We start from the raw sequence: 1,495 nt of genomic DNA on the forward strand, positions 1-1,495 counted from the left end.
GTGGTCGAAGGTCGGTCGAAGAAGGCGTTCAAGGACTGGCTGGCCGAGCGGGACCAGGCTTGGCGCGATGGGATCGAGGTCGTGGCCATGGATGGGTTTGCGGGCTTCAAGACCGCCACCACCGAGGGGCTGCCGGACGCCGTCACGGTTATGGATCCCTTCCACGTCATCCGGTTGGCCGGGGACGCTCTCGATGAGTGCCGCCGCCGAGTCCAGCAGGAACTGCACGGACACCGCGGACGCAAGGGCGACCCGCTCTACACCGCGCGGCGGACCCTGCACACCGGGGCTGACCTGCTCACCGACCGCCAGCACGAGCGCCTTGACAAGCTCTTCGCTGGGGACCGGCACGTGCAAGTCGAGTGCACCTAGGGGATCTACCAGCGCATGATCTCCGCCTACCGTCACCCCGACCGGGCAGCCGGCCGCGTCGAGATGAGCTCCGTGATCGACGCCCTCGCCGACAGTGTGCCTGAGGCGTTGGTAGAACTGCGCAAGCTCGGCCGCACCCTGACCAGACGCGCCTGCGACGTCCTGGCCTACTTCGACCGGCCGCGCACGAGCAACGGACCTACCGAAGCCGTGAACGGTCGCCTCGAGCACCTGCGTGGCCTGGCCCTCGGCTTCCGCAACCTCACCAACTACATCGCCCGCGCACTCCTCGAAGCCGGCGGATTCAGACCACACCTACACCCCGAATTGTGAAGAGCCGCTCATCGCCCTAGAGTCGAAGCCATGAACCGATTGACGATGGTGGAGTTCCCGTCATCAGACGCCCACTCATCGGCGGAATTCTTTCGCGCCGCCTTCGGCTGGGAGCACCTGGCTTACGGGCCGCACTACACAGACGTTCAGCTCGACAACGAACAGACACTTGGCTTCCAGGAAGACACCGCCGAAGCACCCCCAAGACCCTTGACGATCATCGAGGTCGACGACCTTGATGCAACCATGTCAGCCGTCGAAGCTGCTCATGGTGTCATCACCGTCCCACCGTTCGATTTCCCCGGTGGTCGCCGATTCCACTTCCGCGAGCCGGGCGGTAACGAGCTCGCGGCCTGGACGCGCGCAGGTGAGAGACCCAACTCCATCGTGTAGCAAGGTGGGTCTATGAGAGTTGAACGAGTCGTCCCGAACCTGACGGTCACAGATATTGCCCGAGCTGTGGAAGAGCATCGGAGCATGTTGGGCCTTGAGGTTCTGATGGATCACGGATGGATCGTCACCCTTGGCGACGATGCTGGGCATCAGCTCAGTCTGATGACCGCCGATGCCACAGCGCCGGTCAACCCCGACGTTTCGGTGTTCGTCGATGACGTGCGTGAGGCTTTCAAGCGTGTCGAGGCTGCCGGGGTGGAGATCGTTCATCCGGGACTGATGCACGATCAGGTGTCACATGATCTGTGGCGCCGTGCGGCGTTGCAGGGAAGGATGTGCGCCATGCCCGCTCCCTATCCCCAAGAGTTCCGTGAGGACGTCGTCCGCGTCGCGAGGA

Annotated in this window: 1 protein-coding gene and 2 pseudogenes; all 3 read left to right on the forward strand. The window is 63.9% G+C overall.

Going from position 1 to position 1,495, the window contains the following annotated elements:
• A pseudogene (locus GSY69_RS13755) lies at positions 1 to 705 on the forward strand (ISL3 family transposase); the annotation flags it as partial.
• A 30-nt stretch (positions 706 to 735) separates the two neighbouring features.
• Positions 736 to 1,098, forward strand: coding sequence for a VOC family protein (locus GSY69_RS13760; RefSeq protein WP_030013202.1), 363 nt, complete (start codon positions 736 to 738; stop codon positions 1,096 to 1,098).
• Positions 1,099 to 1,182: 84 nt separating this feature from the next.
• Positions 1,183 to 1,495, forward strand: a pseudogene (locus GSY69_RS13765) (hypothetical protein); the annotation flags it as partial.

This window comes from Brevibacterium rongguiense, assembly GCF_009857845.1.
Classification (GTDB): Bacteria; Actinomycetota; Actinomycetes; order Actinomycetales; family Brevibacteriaceae; genus Brevibacterium; species Brevibacterium rongguiense.

Excerpts from the sequence above, each read along its gene's own strand:
- GSY69_RS13760 (WP_030013202.1), top strand. The coding sequence starts at position 736 with ATGAACCGATTGACGATGGTGGAGTTCCCGTCATCAGACGCCCACTCA.